At 57.4% G+C, this 935-nt stretch carries 1 protein-coding gene; it reads left to right on the top strand.

Annotated features, from left to right (window positions below):
- Nucleotides 1-693 precede the first annotated feature (693 nt).
- A partial coding sequence (locus ABEA24_RS53335) for a hypothetical protein (protein WP_345444765.1) occupies nt 694-935 on the top strand: 242 nt, incomplete at its 3' end.

Here is a 935-nt window from a genome sequence, read left to right as displayed (position 1 = left end):
GAAGGCGTTGCTCTGTATTCCGCTGGTCACGGTAGCGACAAGAAGGGCCGCCAGAGTCGCTGCCAACGAGAAGCGCGCCTTCGATGCAAGCAGTGTGTGGAAATCGGCAAATGCCACAATATTCCCCTTATTTCGGAAATTGGCAGAGGTGATCCTCGTCAATGATTTTGAATCATGACGTTACTGCTTGCCGTCGAAGACGCACGAGTCGTCATTCAGGTGCTTGTCACTGTTCCGGTAAACACCTGGACCATAAAACGCTGATCGGTCTTCCCGGTTGGCGGAGGCTTGGCCGTACATCCGCCATAGCCGCAAGTAGGTTAATACAGGTGCGGCTCCAGCGACGCCTGAAATGGGCAGTCTGTCGCCGCCTGGTCAATATGTGAGTTATGTCACCCGCGTCCTGTGATTCGACACGCCGAGCAGAGCCGTCGCCGGCACACTCAGATCAAGATATCGAGTTAAAACCTCCAGGCAAGTAACGCGCATGGACATGGAGCGGTAAGGTTTGCGCTAATAGCCCATCAACCGGAGTCTCCGTTGATCGAATAAAATGCGACTTGCTACCGTTCTAAGCGCACACATCGCCGCATGTCGTGGCGGCTCACGGTCGAGTGCTGACATTCGCGCGATATTTCACGCCCTGATCATGACTGTGCAAGCTCCGGCACGAGGCTTGAGGAGTTGTGTCACATGTCGATGTTCCGTCGCAACGCATCCGATGACGCCGTCGCCTCGACCGCGCTGGAGCGTGGAGTGAATGCTCAGCAGCGTCCAGGAACTCCGGAACCAGCAGCGAAACGCCCCTGGAGGAAGTGCACGACCGTGGACGATGCCGGACGCCCGCGTAGCTCGCGAAGCATCACTCGTACCTGGCTGTCCGCCGCGCCGACGGCCGTTCTCTCGATGGGTGCCATCATCATGACACCGGGAAG

The organism is Actinoallomurus vinaceus, from assembly GCF_039542055.1.
GTDB lineage: Bacteria > Actinomycetota > Actinomycetes > Streptosporangiales > Streptosporangiaceae > Actinoallomurus > Actinoallomurus vinaceus.
The sequence above is the reverse complement of the archived record's forward strand: the minus strand, read 5'-3'. Positions and strand labels throughout refer to the sequence as shown.